Below are 18,000 nucleotides of genomic sequence, written 5' to 3'. Positions count from 1 at the left end.
AACAGGAAAGCGCAAGGTATATATATCACTGCCGATGATACTATATCACCCAAAATATAGGCGGGTGATAAGGATATGAAGAAGGGATTGTTTGCCCTACTTTTGGTTGGAGTTTTGGTTTTGAGCGTCGTGGCCAGCGGCTGTATAAGTGGGGGCGGAGAAACCACAAGTTCCCCGAGTCCAACAACTAGCAGCCCCAGTGAAACGACACTTCAAGCCCAAGCGAGACAACGACCACACCGAGCGAAACAACCACCCCCACGACCACAGCGACCCCACCTGAAACCGAGTGTGGAAGCGGGAAAGTGGTTATCTGGCACGCCATGCAGCCTAACGAGCTCCAGGTCTTCCAGAGCCTCGCCGAGGAATACATGGCCATGTGCCCAGACGTTGAGATAGTCTTCGAGCAGAAGCCCAACCTTGAGGATGCCCTTAAGGCCGCCATTCCCGCCGGCCAGGGACCGGACCTCTTCATATGGGCCCACGACTGGATCGGAAAGTTCGCCGATGCGGGGCTTCTAGAGCCTATCGACGATTATGTTACAGATGATATCCTCAACGAGTTCGCCCCGATGGCCCAGGAGGCCATGCAGTACAAGGGCCACTTCTACGCCATGCCCTTTGCTGCTGAGACCGTTGCGATCATCTACAACAAGGACATGGTGAGCGAGCCATCCAAGACTTTCGACGAGATGAAGGCCATAATGGAGAAGTACAACGACCCAGACAATGAGAAGTACGGAATAGCCTATCCGATAAACTCCTACTTCATCTCGGCCTTCGCTCAGGCCTTCGGAGGTTACTACTTTGACGACAAGACCGAACAGCCTGGCCTCGATCAGCCGGAGACCATAGAGGGCTTCCAGTTCTTCTTCCAGAACATCTGGCCGTACATGGCACCAACAGCGGACTACAACACCCAGCAGAGCATCTTCCTTGAGAAGAGGGCGCCGATGATGGTCAACGGCCCGTGGAGCATAGCCAGCGTCAAGGACGCAGGAATCAACTTCGGCGTCGTCCCGCTCCCACCTATAACCAAGGACGGCAAGGAGTACTGGCCTAGGCCCTACGGTGGCGTCAAGGACATCTACTTTGCCGCAGGTATAAAGAACAAAGATGCAGCATGGAAGTTCGTCAAGTGGTTCACCACCAGCCCAGAGGTCATCAAGGAGCTCTCGCTCCAGCTCGGCTACATCCCGGTTCTCACGCCAGTTCTCAACGACCCGGACATCAAGAACGACCCAGTCATCTACGGCTTCGGACAGGCCGTCCAGCACGCCTACCTGATGCCTAAGAGTCCGAAGATGAGTGCCGTCTGGGGCGGCGTTGACGGGGCCATCAACGAGATACTCCAGGACCCGGCCACCGCTGACATACCGGCCATACTCCAGAAATACCAGCAGGAGATTCTGAACAACATCGGAGGCTGAAGTCCTTTCCCCTTTCCTACCTTTTTGGAGGGATAAGGATGAGAAAAACCACAACGATTGCCCTGTTTCTAATCCTGCCAGGAATAGCAGCGTTCCTTTTCTTTAACTTGTGGCCGATAGTGTACTCCATCTATCTCGCCTTCACCAACGCCCAGCTCGGGAACTTCCCGATTCAGGCACCGCAGGCGCCTAAGCTGACCTTTGTGGGGCTGGACAACTTCAGGTGGATACTGGGCGACGAGAAGTTCAGGAGCGCATTCCTGTGGACGTGGCTGTTTGTGCTGACGAGCGTCACCCTCAAGGTCCTCGCTGGAATCTTCCTCAGCCTGCTCTACAACAGCAAGTACGTTAAGGGGAAGATGGTTTACCGCTCGCTTTTGATAATCCCCTGGGCGCTCCCTCTCCTGTTCTCCGTTACCGTGTGGAAGTTCATGTTTGACCCGATTTTTGGCCCCATAAACCAGATGCTCAAATCCCTGGGAGTTCAGACACTCCCCAACTGGATTAACGACCCCACTTGGGGTTTTCTCGCACTCAACATCATCGAGGTATGGCTCGCCTATCCGTTTATGATAACCGTCATAACCGCCGCACTCCAGTCGGTTCCCGAGACGCTGGTCGAGGCGGCGATAATAGATGGCGCCAGCTACTGGCAGAGGATAAGGCACGTAGTTCTCCCGATAGTCGGAAAACCGATAGCCTTTGCCACGATACTGACCAGTGCGGCCAGCTTCCAGTATTTCATGGTGCCCTACATATACAACGCGGGCCTCTTCGAGGACAAGTTCATACTGCTCTACGGTTTCAGGAAGGCCTTCGGGGCCACACCGCACTACGGCAGGGCAGCGGCGGTGATGATAATAGCGACCCTCGTTCTGGCGGTGTACATGTACGTCAACGTTAGGATAACCAAGCTCCAGGAGGGTGCTAAGGGATGAGGCGCATGAGAAAGGGCGAACTCATGAGGAGCCTTGTTCTCACGGCACTGGCAGTATTCGTCATGTTCATAATCCTCTTCCCCGTCTACTACATCTTCGTGGTCTCAATAAGTCCGGGCTCGACGCTCGCGACGACAGAGTTTCACCTGATTCCCCAGAACGTTAGCCTCGACTCGTACAGGGAGGTGCTCTTTGGATTCAAGGGCAGCAGGATAAGCGAGAACTTCACGGGGACCATCGAGGGGACAGCCCACATAGAGAACGGGAAACTCTACGTTATCAACGGCAAGCTCGTAGGGAAGGTCAAATACGGACCATTTACGGGGCTTACCTTTGAGATACCGCTGTCCAGTGCAGTCTTCGAGGTTTCTGCGGGTGAAAACGTGCAGGGACAGCTAAAAGGCAACGTTAAGGGACTCTTCGTCCTCACCAAGGTCAATGACGACGGAAGCATCGGCTTTGGACTCGTCAGGAACCTTGAGCTTACGGGCGGCGAGCTCGACGGGACGTCCTTCTCGGGAATACTCATCAAGGGACCGACCGGGAGAGACTACATCGTGGTCAGGAACTCGGGGAAGGCAACCTTCACCCACATAGGGATGTTTGTCAATTCGTTGTTCTTCGGCTACCTCAAGAACAGCCTCATAATAGCCGGCCTGGCGGTGCTGCTGACCCTCATCTTCGTCGTTCCAGCAGCGTATGCCTTCTCGCGCATGAAGTTCTTCGGAAGGGACCACGTGCTGTACTTCTACCTGATGTTCACACAGGTCGCTGGAGGCCTCGGCATAGCGGGCCTTATAGCTCTCTACGGCATGATCGTAAAGCTCGGCCTCTATGACAAGCTGCCGGTGCTGTCCTTCATATATGCGGCTGGTGGCGTTCCCTTCAACACCTGGCTCCTGAAAGGCTACATAGACTCAATAAGCCCGGACTTCGATGAGGCGGCACTCGTTGACGGCGCCAGCTACCTCCAGATAATCCGGCACGTGCTCCTTCCGATGGCATTGCCTGGAATAGCCACCGTGGCAATCTTTGCCTTCATAGGCGGCTGGACCGAGTTCATCCTGGCAAGCCTCCTCCTGACGGAGAAGAACCAGCCACTCTCCGTGTGGATATATCTGCTCATGGGCGGCATAGGCAGGGGAATAGACTGGAGCTACTTCGCAGCGGCTGCCCTGCTCTTCGCCCTGCCGGTGTTCGTGATGTTCATGCTCGCCCAGAACTACATAAGGAGCGGCCTCACGATCGGAGGCCTGAAGGAATGAGGTGATATCATGAGACAGGTGGTTGCCCTATTTATTGCAATTTTGATGCTTGGAAGCATCGTTGGAGCGAACGTTAAGACCGTTGGAGCGGCTGAACCAAAGCCGCTCAACGTCATAATAGTGTGGCACCAGCACCAGCCCTACTACTACGACCCGGTTCAGGACATCTATACCAGACCGTGGGTCAGGCTCCACGCGGCAAACAACTACTGGAAGATGGCCTACTACCTCAGCCAGTACCCGGACGTCCACGCCACCATCGATTTATCGGGCTCGCTCATAGCCCAGCTCGCCGACTACATGAACGGAAAGAAGGACACCTACCAGATAGTGACGGAGAAGATAGCCAACGGCGAGCCCCTGACGGTCGACGAGAAGTGGTTCATGCTCCAGGCACCTGGAGGGTTCTTCGACCACACCATCCCCTGGAACGGCGAACCGATAACCGACCCCAACGGCAACCCGATAAGGGACTTCTGGGACCGCTACACCGAGCTCAAGAACAAGATGATGGCGGCCAAGGCCAAGTACGCCAACCTGCCACTTGAGGAGCAGAAGGTTGCGGTAACCAACGAGTTCACCGAGCAGGACTACATAGACCTAGCTGTGCTCTTCAACCTCGCGTGGATAGACTACAACTACATAATGACCCACCCCGAACTCAAAGCCCTCTACGACAAGGTTGACGAGGGCGGCTATACAAGGGCGGACGTCAAAACCGTTCTCGACGCCCAGATGTGGCTCCTCAACCACACCTTCGAGGAGCACGAGAAGATAAACCTCCTCCTCGGAAACGGCAACGTCGAGGTTACGGTAGTCCCCTACGCGCACCCGATAGGGCCGATACTCAACGACTTCGGCTGGGAGAGCGACTTTGATGAGCACGTCAAGAAGGCAGACGAGCTGTACAAACAGTACCTCGGCGGTGGAACGGCTCTTCCGAAGGGCGGATGGGCGGCTGAGAGTGCACTGAACGACAAAACCCTCGAAATACTAGCCGAGAACGGCTGGCAGTGGGTCATGACAGACCAGATGGTTCTCGGGAAGCTCGGAATAGAGGGAACCGTCGAGAACTACTACAAACCCTGGGTGGCCGAGTTCAACGGGAAGAAAATCTACCTCTTCCCGCGCGACCACGCGCTCAGCGACCGCGTTGGTTTCACCTACGGTGGGATGAACCAGTACCAGGCCGTTGATGACTTCGTCAACGAGCTCCTCAAGCTCCAGAAGCAGAACTACGATGGTTCTCTGGTTTATGTCGTCACCCTCGACGGCGAGAACCCGTGGGAGAACTACCCATACGACGGCAAGCTCTTCCTCACCGAGCTCTACAAGAAGCTGACCGAACTCCAGGAGCAGGGCCTCATAAGAACCCTCACCCCGAGCGAGTACATCCAGCTCTACGGAGACAAGGCAAACAAGCTCACCCCTCAGATGATGGAGAGGCTGAACCTTACGGGTGACAACGTTAATGCCCTCCTCAAGGCCCAGAGCCTCGGCGAGCTCTACGACATGGTCGGCGTGAAGGAGGAGATGCAGTGGCCCGAGAGCAGCTGGATAGACGGAACCCTCTCCACGTGGATTGGCGAGCCCCAGGAGAACTACGGCTGGTACTGGCTCTACCTGGCGAGAAAGACCCTGATGGAGAACAAGGACAAAATGAGCCAGACGAACTGGGAGAAGGCCTACGAGTACCTGCTCCGCGCCGAAGCGAGCGACTGGTTCTGGTGGTACGGAAGCGACCAGGACAGCGGGCAGGACTACACCTTCGACCGCTACCTCAAGACGTACCTCTACGAGATTTACAAACTAGCGGGAGTCGATCCGCCGAGCTACCTCTTCGGAAACTACTTCCCGGACGGCGAGCCCTACACCACGAGGGGCCTCGTCGGACTCAAGGAGGGGGAGGTAAAGAACTTCTCCAGCATGTCGCCAAGCTCAAGCGGCGTGAGCGTTTACTTCGACGGTGATGGGGTGCACTTCATCGTTAAGGGCAACCTCGACGAGTTTGAGGTGAGCATCTGGGAGAAGGGCAAGCGCGTCGGAAACACCTTCACGCTCCTCCAGGAGAAGCCCAACGAGCTTCGCTACTCAATGTTCCCGTTCTCCAAGGACAGCGTCGGACTAATGATAACCAAGCATGTTGTTTACAAAAACGGCAGGGCGGAAATCTACGGTGCAACCGACTACGAGGGCAATGAGAAGCTCGGGGATTTAACCGTCAAGGAGACGAGCGGGGGGATCGAGGTCGTCGTCCCCTTCGACTACATAGAGACCCCCGATGACTTCTACTTCGCGGTCTCGACCGTCAAGGACGGAAACCTTGAGGTGATAAGCACCCCGGTGGAGCTCAGGCTCCCGACGGAGGTCAAGGGAGTCCCCATAGTTGACATAACCGACCCGGAGGGGGACGATCACGGGCCTGGAACCTACACCTACCCGACCGACAAGGTCTTCGTTGAGGGAGCCTTCGACCTCCTCCGCTTCAGGATGCTTGAGCAAACCGACAGCTACGTCATGGAGTTCTACTTCAAGAACCTCGGCGGCAACCCGTGGAACGGGCCCAACGGCTTCAGCCTCCAGATAATCGAGGCTTACTTCGACTTCAAAGACGGTGGAAACACGAGCGCCATCAAGATGTTCCCCGATGGACCGGGAAGCAACGTCAACCTCGACCCAGACCACCCGTGGGACTTGGCTCTTAGAATAGCCGGCTGGGACTACGGAAACCTCATAGTCCTGCCGAATGGAACTGCCCTCCAGGGTGAGATGCAAATCTCGGCCGACCCAGTCAAGAACGCGATAATAGTCAAAGTCCCGAAGAAGTACATCGGGATAAACGAGGACTACGGCCTCTGGGGAGTCGTCCTCACCGGAAGCCAGGACGGGTACGGCCCTGATAAGTGGAGACCTGTGGCAGTGGAAGCCGAGCAGTGGAAGGTCGGTGGAGCAGACCCGCAGGCGGTCATCAACAACGTTGCCCCGCGCGTCATGGATCTGCTCGCTCCTGCCGACTTCAAGCCAACCCAGGAGGAACAGCTAAGCTCCTATGACGCCAATGAGATAAAGCTCGCCACGGTCAAGGCGCTTCCGCTCCTCAAGAAGGGCATAGTCGTGAACGACCCGGAGGGAGACGACCACGGGCCTGGAACCTACACCTACGCCACAGATAAAGTCTTCGTTCCGGGCCACCTCGACCTGCTCAAGTTCAAGATGGTGGAGGGAAGCGACGACTGGACGCTGGAGTTCTACTTCAAGAACCTTGGAGGCAACCCATGGAACGGGCCCAACGGCTTCAGTCTCCAGATAATCGAGGCCTACTTCGACTTCAAAGACGGTGGAAACACGAGCGCCATCAAGATGTTCCCCGACGGACCGGGGGCTAACGTTAACATCGATCCGAATCACCCGTGGGATTTGGCGTTAAGAATAGCCGGCTGGGACTACGGCAACCTGATAGTCCTACCGGACGGAACCTCAATACAGGGAGAGCTCCAGATATCCGCGGATCCCACAAGGAACGCTATAGTGGTCAAAGTCCCGAAGAAGTACCTCAGCATCACAGACTACGGCCTCTACGCTTCAATCCTTGTCGGCTCCCAGGACGGCTACGGTCCCGACAAGTGGAGGCCCGTCGCGGTCGAGGCTGAGCAGTGGAAGCTCGGAGGGGCAGATCCGCAGGCCGTCATAGACAACCTCGCGCCGAGGGTCGTTGACGAACTCGTTCCAGAGGGCTTCAAGCCGACCCAGGAGGAGCAGCTAAGCTCCTACGACCTTGAGAAGAAGACCCTGGCGACGGTGCTCATGATACCGCTCGTTGAAGGAACTGGCGAGGAGCAGCCGACACCAACAGAGACCCAGACGGAGACCGCCACCGAGACCACATCAACACACAGCGAAACGACGACAGCCACCCCGAGCGAAACAACGAGCACCCCATCAACAACCAGTCCAAGTGAAACCACCACAACGACCACCCCTGAAGAAGGCGGTGGAATATGCGGCCCAGGAATCATGGCCGCACTTGCAATCGCTCCGCTCCTCCTCAGGAGGAGGCGCTGAGCTTTAACTTTTCCTTTTGAGAGGTGAGAACATGGCGGAAGTAAAGCTCATCGGCGTGTGGAAGAAGTTCGGGGACTTCACGGCCGTCAAAGACATGAACCTCCACGTTAAGGATGGGGAGTTCATGATCCTCCTCGGGCCAAGCGGTTGCGGAAAAACAACTACACTCAGAATGATTTCCGGCTTAGAAGAACCAACCAAAGGCCAAATCTACATTGGCGACAAATTAGTAGCAGACCCAGAAAGAGGAGTATTCATCCCGCCGAAGGACAGGGACATCGCCATGGTCTTCCAGAGCTACGCCCTCTACCCGCACATGACGGTTTACGACAACATCGCCTTCCCACTAAAACTCAGAAAAGTCTCCAAGCAGGAAATCGACCAGCGCGTCAGAGAAGTCGCGGAAATGCTCGGACTAACGGAGTTACTCAAAAGAAAACCCAGAGAACTAAGCGGCGGCCAGAGGCAAAGAGTCGCTCTAGGCAGGGCAATAGTCAGAAAACCCCAAGTCTTCCTCATGGACGAGCCGCTAAGCAACCTGGACGCGAAACTCAGGGTGAAAATGCGCGCCGAACTCAAAAGACTCCAGAAACAGCTCGGAGTCACCACAATCTACGTGACTCACGATCAGGTTGAAGCAATGACCATGGGCGACAGGATTGCAGTCATAAACGCCGGCGTTTTACAGCAGGTTGGAACTCCAGAAGAAGTCTACGACAGGCCGGCGAACACTTTTGTTGCAGGCTTCATCGGAAGTCCTCCGATGAACTTCATTGACGCGACGGTAACCGAGGACGGCTTCGCCGACTTTGGAGAGTTCAAGCTCAAACTCCTGCCCGATCAAGTTGAAGTGCTCGAAGATAGGAACCTGATCGGGAAGGAGGCAATATTCGGCATAAGGCCAGAAGACCTCTACGATGCAATGTTCGCCCAGGTGAAGATTCCAGGGGAGAACATGGTCCGGGCAATGGTCGACATCATTGAGAACCTGGGAAGCGAGAAGATCGTGCACCTCCGCGTTGGTGACGTGACGTTCCTCGGCTCATTCCGCTCGGAGTCAAAAGTGAAGGAAGGCCAGGAGATTGACGTGGTATTCGACATGCGCAAAGCCCACGTCTTTGAGAAGAAGAGCGGAAAGGCAGTGTTCTGAAACCTTTTAAACTTCCCCCCCCCATTTTCTTCCATGCCGGTTGAGGACTTCGCGGAGTTTCTGGCTAATGAAGTGCCCAAGGGAAAAATTGTGGAGCTGGGGATAGGCTTCCAGTTCAAGGTGGCGCTTAGACTGAAGGAGCTCGGCTATGACGTTCTTGCTGTAGACTGGAACCCGGAGTCCGTTAAGAAAGCCGGGGAGCTGGGTATAAAGGCGGCTCGCGACGACCTCTTCAGCCCGAGGCCTGAGCTCTACAGGGACGCTAAGGCTCTCTACTCGGTCAGGCCCACACCGGAGATAGTGGGGCCTATCCTGAGCCTCGGAGAAAGGCTCAGGCTTCCGGTATATATCCTCCCCCTAACGGGCGATGCGATGCCCAGAGGGATGAAGCTGGTGAACTACCGGGGACTGCCCATATACGTAGCTAAACCTATTTAAACCGCCTCCCAAGTAGTTACGGTGGTGATATGAAGCTCTTCGGAACGGCTGGAATTAGGGGCACCCTGTGGGAGAAGGTCACGCCTGAACTTGCAATGGACATCGGAAGGGCCGTGGGGACGTACGTCGATGGAGAAACGGTAGCCGTTGCGAGGGACGGAAGAACCTCAAGCGTAATGCTCCAGAGCGCCCTCATCTCGGGGCTCCTCTCGACGGGAAAGGAGGTTCTCGACTTTGGACTCATACCAACGCCAGCCCTTGCCTGGGGAACGCGGGAATACGGGGACGCTGGAGTCATGATTACAGCGAGCCACAACCCACCGACCGACAACGGCATAAAGGTCTTCAATGGCGATGGAACGGAGTTCTACGTCGAGCAGGAGAGGGAGCTGGAGGAGCTCGTTTTCTCTGGGAGATTCAAAAAGGCCGAGTGGGACGAGATAAAGACGGTGAAACCCACTGACATCATAGATGGCTACATTGGAGCAGTTCTCGACTTCGTAAACCACGAGACTAACCTGAAAGTCCTGTACGACGGCGCCAACGGTGCGGGAAGCGTTCTGGCCCCATATCTGCTCCGCGAGATGGGGGCGAGGGTGATAAGCGTCAACGCCCACGTGGACGGTCATTTCCCGGGAAGGAAGCCGGAGCCGAGGTACGAGAACATAGCCTACCTCGGTGAGCTGGCTAGGGAACTCGGCGTCGACCTCGTAATCGCCCAGGACGGCGACGCCGACAGGATAGCAGTTTTCGACGAAAAGGGGCAGTACGTGAACGAGGACACCGTTATAGCGCTCTTCGCAAAGCTCTACGTGGAGGGGCACGGGGGAGGGACGGTCGTCGTTTCCATAGACACCGGCTCAAGGATAGACCACGTCGTCGAGAAGGCCGGCGGAAAGGTGGTGAGGATTCCCCTCGGCCAGCCCCATGACGGAATAAAGAGGTACGGGGCAATCTTCGCGGCCGAGCCCTGGAAGCTGGTCCACCCGAGGTTCGGGCCCTGGATAGACAGCTTCGTGACCATGGGGCTCCTCATAAAGCTCATAGACGAGCGCGGAAAGCCGCTCTCGGAGATAATCAGGGAGGAGATACCGACATACTACCTCACCAAGAAGAACGTGAAGTGCCCGGACGAGTTCAAGGGTATTGCTCTTGAGAGGGCATACAATGCCCTCAAAGAGAAGCTGGGGGGAGAGGTGAGGGAGGTTCTCACGATTTCAGGCTACCGCTTCCAGCTGAAAGACGGCTCGTGGGTTCTCGTAAGGCCGAGCGGAACGGAGCCAAAGATCCGCGTCGTGGTCGAGGCACCGAGCGAGAAGAGGCGCGACGAGCTCTTCGAGCTGGCCTACGAAACAGTCAGAAAGGCAGTCGAGGAAGCAATGAAAAATAGAAACTAAACGAATCTCGCAGGCCTCAGCGTTCTCACCGATATTTCGTTCTTTTCCATCATCACTCTGAAGCCTTCCTTGGCCACGTAGGTCTTCACTCCCGTCACCGTCTCTATGTACTTGGCCTCTTTGTAGGGGTTGGCGAAGTGCATCTTCATGCCGATGTGGCTCATTATCAGGGTTTCCGGCTTTTCCTCCATCTTCTTCAGCATCATGACGACATCGTCCGTGCTCAGATGGTAGGGAATTCCCATGTCCCTGGGTCTAGTCACGGCGGCGATTATCAGCCTTGAACCATCGTGCCACTCCAAGAGCCCGTCGAAGTAGGCAGTGTCCGGGATGTAGGATATGTCACCGTAGTGGGTCCTCATTCGGAATCCTATCGTCGTGGGGTCCGAGTGGACTGTGGGCGTTATTATGAACTCCTCCTCGCCGATTGCTATCTTGCTCCCGGGTTCGGGAATGTGTATGCTCTCAAGGACGTCCATGTGGTACTTGCTGACCGCGGGAGTGTGGGTATCGTCGCCGTAGACGACGCTCTTCGATGCTATCAGCATGCCACGCTTTTTGAGTGCACCCCCCGTCATGGCCTCGATCAGAACTTCAACGTCGTTGCAGTGGTCCACGTGCCTGTGGGAGACGAAGATGGCATCGAGCTTTCTAGGGTCGAGTTTGTAGCGCCAGCTCCTCACGAGTGCCCCCGGCCCCGGGTCAACGTAGATGTTTCTGCTGGCGCGGATGTGGAAACCCCCTGTGGAGCGAAACTGCGTTATCGTGATGAACCTGCCGCCCCCACTGCCAAGGAACGTTATCTCAATCACCGATACACCCCCGTTTTCTTTTGCAGACGTAGGGGTATCACAGTGAGGGTATATAAGGCATTTGGGCCGACAAAAATCGTTTAAGTAAATCACCCGTATAGGTATCGGTGGTTAGAATGAGCGAAGCCCTTGAGAAGGTCTCGCAGGAGATCGAGAAGCTCCAGGACGAGATGGTGGAAACCCTCGTCGAACTGATTAAAATCCCCGCCATAAGTCCGGACTACGGCTACGAGGGGGAATACGACAAGGCCCAGAAGCTGCTTGAGATAATCAGAGACTGGCCCTTTGACAAGGTTGAAGTCTACAACGCACCCGACGAGAGGGCTAAAAACGGCGTGAGGCCGAGCATTCTCGCCTACTACTACGGCCAAGACGGCGAGGAGAGCCCGAGAATATGGATTCTCACCCATATAGACGTCGTTCCGCCCGGGGATCTGAGCAAGTGGAAAAGTGACCCCTTCAAGCCGATCGTCAAGGATGGCAAGGTCTACGGGCGCGGAAGCGAGGACAACGGACAGAGCCTCGTCGCGAGCCTCTACGCGGTAAAAGCCATGATGAACCTCGGAATAAGGCCGAAGAGAACGGTCATTTTAGCTTTCGTCAGCGACGAGGAGACGGGCAGCAAGTACGGCGTCGAGTGGCTCATGAGGGAGCATCCGGAGCTGTTCAGGAAGGACGACCTGGTTCTCGTCCCGGACGGCGGAAACGAGGAAGGGACTTTCATCGAGGTGGCCGAGAAGAGCATCCTCTGGCTCAGGGTGAAGGTCAGGGGCAGGCAGGTTCACGCCAGCATGCCGGACAAGGGACTCAACGCCCACCGCGTGGCGCTCGACTTCGCCTACCACCTCGACAAACTCCTCCACGAGAAGTATTCTGATAGGGACGAGCTCTTCGACCCGCCGGAGAGCACCTTCGAGCCGACGATGGTTAAAAATCCAGCGGACAGCCCGAACATAGAACCTGGAGAGCACGAGGTGGTTTTCGATTGCAGGATTCTGCCGAGGTACGGCATAGACGACATCCTCGCCGACGCAAAGGCCCTCGCCGAGGAGATTAAAGAGAGGTACAGAAAGGAGTTCGACGGCGAAGTTCTGCCGGAGATAGAGTTCGAGGTTCTCCAGCGCATGGACGCTCCGGCCCCAACCGACCCGAACAGCGAGATAGTAAAGCTCCTCCAGAAGGCTCTCAGGAAGCTCCGCGGAAAGGAAGCCAAGGTCGGAGGAATAGGCGGCGGAACCTTCGCGGCCTACTTCAGGAAACTCGGGATTCCAGCTGTGGTTTGGGCGACTCTTGATGAGACCGCCCACCAGCCCAACGAGTACGCGAAGATAGACAACATGGTGGAAGACGCCAAGGTCATGGCGGCCCTTGCTCTTCTCTGATTCTCCCCATTTTGTTTCAAACGCGATTGAAACCATCGCCAGACATTTATATTATCCTTTCTAACATAACCCAGGGTGAACCGCATGAGGTACGTACTGGCCGCCCTCATTATCTTCATGGTTCTCGCCACGGGCTGCATAGCCAATAACGAAGAAACGTCAACGGTTTCTCCGAATTCCTTGAGCAAAACGTTCACCCCACCGATGACAAAGTACGACGTCTCGAAGGAGGGACAGGAGAGACCGGTCGTTGAGGGCTTAAATGCTTTTACCTTTGCCATGTACCGCGAGCTGAGCGCAGAGGGAGGAAACCTGTTCTTCTCGCCCTACAGCGTTTACACCGCCCTGGCGATGGTCTACGAGGGGGCAAACGGGAGCACGAGGGAGGAGATGGGAAATATTCTGAACCTGCCGGGAGACGATGAAACGAGATGGACGGGCTTCAGATACCTGATACTCTCCCTAAATCCATCTAATGGGCCCTACATCCTCAGCACCGCCAACGCGCTCTGGGTGCAGGAGGACTACCCCGTGGACGAGCGGTACCTCTGGATAATCCGGGAGTTCTATATGGGCGAGGTGAGGAGCGTTGACTTCAAAGAGGATCCCGAAGGGGCGAAGAGGATTATCAACGGCTGGGTGGAGAACAAAACTAATGAGAGGATAAAGAACCTCGTGGGCGGCCTAACTCCAGACACGAGGCTAATAATAACCAATGCAGTCTATTTCAAGGCGAACTGGTCGAGCAGATTTGATCCAAGCGAGACGCGCAATGGCACATTCAGAACACCCGGAGGAACCCTTGTGGTTCCAATGATGCACGGGAGGGGAACCTTCAACTACACCGAGAACGACGAGCTCCAGGCCCTCGAGATGCCCTACGAGGGAAAGAGGTTGAGCATGATGATAATACTGCCCAGAGACAACTCTCCCACAGGCATCGAGGGGAAGCTCACGCCGGAGTTCATCCGGGAGCTCAGGGGGAGCATGAAGCCGGAGCCCGTCGATGTCAGCATTCCAAAGTTCAGGTTCGAGGCGAGCTACTCGTTAAAGATGCCGCTCATCGACATGGGTATGGTAACGGCATTCTCAAGGGGGGCAGATTTTTCGGGAATTACCGATGCCAAGGGGCTCTTTATAGACGACGTGATACACAAGACTTTCATAAGCGTCGCCGAGAACGGCACAGAGGCTGCCGCGGCGACGGCCGTCGTGGTCCTGGAATCTGGCCCACCGGGAGAGGAAAGCTACAAGGTTTTTAAAGCGGATCATCCTTTCCTGTTCCTCATCGTGGACAGGAGAACAGGAGTGGTACTCTTCATGGGCAGGCTGATGGACCCGAGGGGTTGAGCTTTTAAGCCCTTTCCCCAACCCTTTTTATGCCAGCCTGGAAGGATGGAAAGCTGGGACTGCCGGTAAAGGAAGCCGTGAATCTGTTTCCGGAGCTGAAGGACTACCTCGATGAGCGCGGAAGGCTCGACTTCTCGAACAGGGAAGCGAGGATACTCTACAACAGGGCGATAGCGAATGCGGTCTTCGGGCTGGAGATAGAGTACCATCCTGGAGGGCTTGTGACCACCCCCGTCTCGCGCTACCTCTTTCTGAAGACATTCCTGCGCGGGGGAGAGAGGGTTCTGGAAATCGGAACCGGACACACTGCAATGATGGCCCTTCTGGCTGAGAAGCTCTTCAACTGCGACGTTACCGCGACGGAGCTCGACGAAGAGTTCTTTGAGTACGCAAAGGCCAACATCGAGAGGAACGGGGCCAGAGTCCAGCTCATCAGGAGCAACGGTGGGATAATCAGGTGGGTAATTCCTGAGGGCGAGAAGTTTGATGTCGTGTTTTCAGCACCGCCTTACTATGAGAGACCAACGAAGGGAGTTTTAACCGAGCGTGAAGGGCTTGGTGGAGGAAAACACGGCGAGGCCTTTTCGGTGAGGCTCATTGAGGAGGCGCAGGACTACCTGGACCCCAAGGGAAAGGTCGCCCTATTCCTGCCCGACAAGGAGCCGCTGATAGAGGCCATAACAGAAAAGGGAGAAGAGCTGGGGTATCAAATCAGAGACGTCAGGTTCAGGGTTGGAACGAGGTGGAGGCACAGTTTGATACTAAACAAGCCCTAAGAAGACCCACCATGGAATCATCAGGAGGTTTCCCCTGGCATCGAACTCCCTTCCTATAACTATCCCAAATTCAGCCCCGGTTCTCTCCATGCTCCTCCTAACCTGAGCATAGTCCGCCTTTCCAAGGCCAACCTCAACGACGTATCGTTTTCCCCTCCTTGTGAGAACGAAGTCCGCACCGCCCTTTCCGGGTTCGTACTCCAGGAGCCCTTCACCAGAAAGGTAGAGGGCAACTGCGTCCTCTAGCAGGGGGGCGAGTTCAACTACCTCGAACTTCGAAAGGAGCGCGGCCCTCATGGAGGGTGCCGAGAACTTGAGCTTCGGACTTCTGCGAATTTTCTTTGAGAGACTCCCAATGGGAGGGATCTCTATCAGAAGCCCACTGGCAATGAAAGCCCTCACGAGTTCCATGACGGTGCTCTTTGAGATTCCCAGCGCCTTTGAGAACCTCTCGTAGCTGAAGCGCTCCGCCTTTAGGCCGGCGATTATTGTTAGAAGCCTCAGAGCGGAATCGAGAGTTGAGGCATCAAAGTTCCTGAACTCGGGAAGATCCCGATAGACTATCCTTTCGACGAGGGAAAACAGGGATTCGTAGGCCTCTCTCCCGTCAAGCTCAAGGGAAAGGGGAAGCGAGCCAAGTTTTAAGTACGTCTCCGCGGTTTTAGCGAAGCGAATAGTCCTTGAGAGTGCCCTTTCCAGCCCATCAACGTCGAATTCAAACAGTGCATCAAGACCCACCGGCTCAATGTTTTCCCCGAGAAGATGGAGGTACTCAAGGAAGCTGAGCGGCTTCACCTCAACGTGGATAGCCCTCCTCGCGAGGTCGGGGCTTTCCTTCAGCTTTAAAGCGGATGAGCCGGTGGCGATCACGAGGGCCTTTCTCCTGTCGTGGAGAACCTTCAACGTCAAATCCCAGTTCGGGTCGTACTGAACCTCGTCGAGGAGAAGAACGGGCCTCTTCGGCCTGAAAACGTCGAAATACCTCTCGATGATCTCATGAAGGGAAAAGCCGAGGAGACGGGCTTCATCTGCGGATATGTAAATCACATCGGAGGTCTTTGAAAGTGTGTGAAAGTATATCTGACCGAGGAGGGTGGTTTTTCCAGTCCCCCTCAGGCCAGGGAGGAGAACAGTTTTTGGGCTTTTACCCTGGATATAGCCATCAACGAGTCCGGCAAGTCTCTCGAAAAGGAAGCGCTTCTTTAGTCCTCTTGCATAGTCAAACCTTGATGGCAACTCCGCAGAGATTTTTAAAAGGTAGTCCGTTAGTTCGACCATACACTCACCCATTTTGGCCGTTTGAACGACCAAATAGAAAAGTATTTCGGTCGAAAGGGGGACCAATTAGGGGACTCGGACCGTGGGCGTCTCAGCATCCACGCCGGCTCAGAGGAGGTGCTTTCTCCTCATCGTCCCCTAAACTCACTTCATATCCTCAACGTAGAGGAAGAGCGCCTTGAGGTACTCCGTGTCCTTCGAGGCCATCAGTATCGGATGGTCCGGCGCCTGCGTCCGGTACGGCTCAAGGAGCCTGAGGAACTTGCCGGCCTTGGCTGCAGCCGCTATCACCATGTCCTTGAAGGCCTGCATGTCAACGTGCTGGGAGCACGATGCCGTGACGAGTATGCCCCCTTCCCTCACCAGCTGTAAACCCGCGTAGTTCACGTTGAAGTAAGCGCGGAGGCCTCTCTTCAGGTCCTTCTCGTGCTGAACGAAGGCCGGCGGATCGAGAATCACGACGTCGAACTTCTCGCCCCTCTTTATCATGTCCTCCATGACCTGGAACGCGCTTCCCACGACGTACTTCATCCTATCCTCAACCCCGTTGAGCTTGGCGTTTTCCTTCACCATGTTTATGGCCCAGGGAGACTTGTCCACTGCAACAACCTCGTCGGCGCCAGCCACGGCCGCGTGTATCGCGAAGCCGCCAGTGTAGGTGAAGACATCTAAGACCCGCATCCCAGGCTTGACGTACTTCTCAAGGGCTATCCTGTTCTCCCTCTGGTCGAGGAAGAAACCCGTTTTTTGCCCGCGCATATCAACGATGAACTTGGCTTTGCCCTCCTCGATTACCGTCCTGTACTTCTCCTTGCCGAGGAGAACGCGCTCTATCTCTGGCAATCCCTCCCTTCTCCTGGAACGTCCGGTGTTCTTCTCAAAAACCGTCTCGATTTCGGGTTCAGCCTCCATGATAGCCTCGGCCAAGTCGAGCTTAAACCTCTCCATCCCGATGCTCGAAATCTGGAGCGAGGCAATCTCGTTGAAGCGGTCAACTATAAGGCCCGGCAGATAGTCCGCCTCGCCGTAGACCATACGGTAGGCCTTGTCGTAGCCCAGAACCTTTTTCCTGTACTCGTTGGCCCTCTTAATCCTCTCGCGGAAGAGCTCCTTGTTTATCTCAACGTCTCTGTCCTTGGTAACGAGCCGTATCATGATATTGGAGTTGGGATTGACGAAGCCCTTCCCGAGGAACTTGCCGCCCCGAGTGTACACCTCGACAACGTCGCCGGGTGAAAACTCGCCCTCGGTTCTCACGACTCCCTTCTTGAAGACTATCATCGCACCTTTTCCTATCGCCCTCGCGGCCTGGGCGTCAACTATCACCTTTGCCATCTCTCACCACCGGTTGAAGTTGGGCGATAGGTATATAACCCTTAGCGTCCTATATTATGCCGGTGATTCTATGCACTTCGAGGTAGTGAAGGAGTTTCTCGAGGAAATAGGGGCGGATTGGATAGAAATCGATGGAGAAATCCACCTTGAGCCGGAGGTCTTCTACGAAGTCTGGAAATACGTCGGCCAACCCGACCTCGGCATGTACACGATCGAAGATGAGGTCGTCGAGCCTGGTTCTTACGATCCGCCCGAGAAGAAGTACGTAAGTACGAAGAAGATTCGGGTCAAGAAGGCGTACTTCACTACGCTGGACGACAAGAGAATAGTAACGGACTACAACGAACTCCAGAGGATTCTGAAGGAGAAATCTCCCTGATTTCTCTT

At 55.5% G+C, this 18,000-nt stretch carries 13 protein-coding genes and 1 pseudogene; 11 read left to right on the top strand and 3 right to left on the bottom strand.

The genetic code is table 11. The annotated features are described in order from the left end of the window. Positions 1-75: 75 nt before the first annotated feature. The 7 genes and pseudogenes from E3E25_RS09350 (at position 76) to glmM (ending at position 10,680) form a co-directional block, all read left to right on the top strand. A pseudogene (locus E3E25_RS09350) lies at positions 76-1,430 on the top strand (extracellular solute-binding protein). Positions 1,431-1,468: 38 nt separating this feature from the next. Continuing rightward, entirely contained in the window at positions 1,469-2,368 is a 900-nt protein-coding gene (locus E3E25_RS09345) for a carbohydrate ABC transporter permease (RefSeq protein ID WP_167893005.1), read from the top strand. Beyond that, positions 2,365-3,633 (top strand): ABC transporter permease subunit, encoded by a 1,269-nt coding sequence (locus tag E3E25_RS09340; protein ID WP_167893004.1) that lies wholly within the window; start codon positions 2,365-2,367, stop codon positions 3,631-3,633. The genes E3E25_RS09345 and E3E25_RS09340 overlap by 4 nt, the downstream gene beginning before the upstream one ends. Positions 3,634-3,642: 9 nt before the next feature. Continuing rightward, on the top strand, positions 3,643-7,695 hold the full coding sequence (locus E3E25_RS09335) for a glucodextranase DOMON-like domain-containing protein (RefSeq protein WP_167893003.1): 4,053 nt from the start codon (positions 3,643-3,645) through the stop codon (positions 7,693-7,695). Positions 7,696-7,726: 31 nt separating this feature from the next. Next, complete coding sequence (locus E3E25_RS09330) at positions 7,727-8,845, top strand: ABC transporter ATP-binding protein (RefSeq protein ID WP_167893002.1); 1,119 nt, start codon at positions 7,727-7,729, stop codon at positions 8,843-8,845. Positions 8,846-8,878: 33 nt separating this feature from the next. Beyond that, positions 8,879-9,283: a UPF0146 family protein gene (locus E3E25_RS09325; RefSeq protein ID WP_167893001.1), complete on the top strand. Its 405-nt coding sequence runs from the start codon at positions 8,879-8,881 to the stop codon at positions 9,281-9,283. A gap of 29 nt (positions 9,284-9,312) precedes the next feature. Beyond that, positions 9,313-10,680: a phosphoglucosamine mutase gene (gene glmM, locus E3E25_RS09320; protein ID WP_167893000.1), complete on the top strand. Its 1,368-nt coding sequence runs from the start codon at positions 9,313-9,315 to the stop codon at positions 10,678-10,680. Here glmM and E3E25_RS09315 read toward each other — a convergent pair. After that, positions 10,677-11,492: an MBL fold metallo-hydrolase gene (locus E3E25_RS09315; protein ID WP_167892999.1), complete on the bottom strand. Its 816-nt coding sequence runs from the start codon at positions 11,490-11,492 to the stop codon at positions 10,677-10,679. The genes glmM and E3E25_RS09315 overlap by 4 nt on opposite strands. Before the next feature lie 116 nt (positions 11,493-11,608). On the opposite strand from E3E25_RS09315, the gene E3E25_RS09310 reads away from it, so the two are divergent. The 3 genes from E3E25_RS09310 (at position 11,609) to E3E25_RS09300 (ending at position 15,000) form a co-directional block, all read left to right on the top strand. Further along, entirely contained in the window at positions 11,609-12,874 is a 1,266-nt protein-coding gene (locus E3E25_RS09310) for a M20 family metallo-hydrolase (protein ID WP_167892998.1), read from the top strand. Between the two features lie 84 nt (positions 12,875-12,958). Next, the gene (locus E3E25_RS09305) at positions 12,959-14,224 is read left to right on the top strand and encodes a serpin family protein (protein WP_167892997.1); all 1,266 of its coding nucleotides are present in this window, start codon (positions 12,959-12,961) and stop codon (positions 14,222-14,224) included. Positions 14,225-14,253: 29 nt separating this feature from the next. Next, on the top strand, positions 14,254-15,000 hold the full coding sequence (locus E3E25_RS09300; RefSeq protein ID WP_167892996.1) for a methyltransferase domain-containing protein: 747 nt from the start codon (positions 14,254-14,256) through the stop codon (positions 14,998-15,000). On the opposite strand, the gene E3E25_RS09295 is transcribed toward E3E25_RS09300, so the two are convergent. Both E3E25_RS09295 and E3E25_RS09290 read right to left on the bottom strand, forming a co-directional pair. After that, entirely contained in the window at positions 14,986-16,278 is a 1,293-nt protein-coding gene (locus E3E25_RS09295; RefSeq protein WP_167892995.1) for an ATP-binding protein, read from the bottom strand. The genes E3E25_RS09300 and E3E25_RS09295 overlap by 15 nt on opposite strands. A gap of 144 nt (positions 16,279-16,422) precedes the next feature. Continuing rightward, positions 16,423-17,613, bottom strand: coding sequence for a class I SAM-dependent rRNA methyltransferase (locus E3E25_RS09290; RefSeq protein WP_167892994.1), 1,191 nt, complete (start codon positions 17,611-17,613; stop codon positions 16,423-16,425). A gap of 70 nt (positions 17,614-17,683) precedes the next feature. On the opposite strand from E3E25_RS09290, the gene E3E25_RS09285 reads away from it, so the two are divergent. Next, entirely contained in the window at positions 17,684-17,992 is a 309-nt protein-coding gene (locus E3E25_RS09285; protein ID WP_088181461.1) for a DUF5748 family protein, read from the top strand. The last annotated feature ends 8 nt before the right edge of the window (positions 17,993-18,000 follow it).

The organism is Thermococcus sp. MAR1 (assembly GCF_012027305.1).
GTDB lineage: Archaea > Methanobacteriota_B > Thermococci > Thermococcales > Thermococcaceae > Thermococcus.
This window is presented reverse-complemented; position numbering and strand designations above follow the sequence as displayed.